The following is a 768-nucleotide window of genomic DNA, read 5'->3' as shown; positions in this document are numbered from 1 at the left end:
GGTGAACTTAAAGTTATTTCAGATACACATGAGCGTTTTTATAAAAAAAATAGTAGCTTAAATTTATACATAGTATGGAGAGATGCTGATAAGAAAAAATTAGACTATATTAACTATTTCTTTAATGGTAAAAAAATAAGACGTGATAAGTTTAATGATTTTGGTCAATTGACTGTGTCTCAATATCTAGATGAAGATCAGAAGGTTAAAAGTGAAGATTTATTCGCATTTAATGGTAAAAAGCGTATTACACATTATTACAATAGTGATTCTAAAATGAAATCAATTCATATTTTTAATGAAAATGGTTTAATGATAGAAAGCTTTAATAATGAACATGAGCTGCTAGAATATTGGTTGGCTAAGAAAGTTGTTGATAATGATGTTTATATTATTGATAAAAATAGAGTCTGGAGTTCACCATTAAGTAATATCCGAAAAGAAAATAATATTAAAGTTCTATCAGTAATACATAGTGTTCATCTGTTAGCACCGTATGAGGATATATATGCAGAAGGTCTGAATTACAATTATAGTAAAATTTTAAAAGGTGAGCATATTATTGATGCTTGTATTTTATTGACTCCACAGCAGACTAGTGATATTGAAAAAAGGTTTAAGCCTAAATTTTCATTAATGACAATCCCTCATGCAAATGATTCTAAAGTTGATAAAGTTGAATATGCAAAGAGAAATCTAAATAAAATAATTACGTTAGCACGTTTAGGTAAAGAAAAACAAATCGATCATATGATTAATATTATGGAG

1 pseudogene is annotated in these 768 nt (G+C 26.8%); it reads left to right on the top strand.

From position 1 onward, the window contains the following. Positions 1–768, top strand: a pseudogene (locus tag KPC_RS20545) (hypothetical protein); the annotation flags it as partial.

It is taken from the genome of Acinetobacter stercoris (assembly GCF_900323515.1).
GTDB lineage: Bacteria > Pseudomonadota > Gammaproteobacteria > Pseudomonadales > Moraxellaceae > Acinetobacter > Acinetobacter stercoris.
Note: the sequence above shows the minus strand (reverse complement) of the source record. Positions and strands in the feature narration are given on the sequence as shown.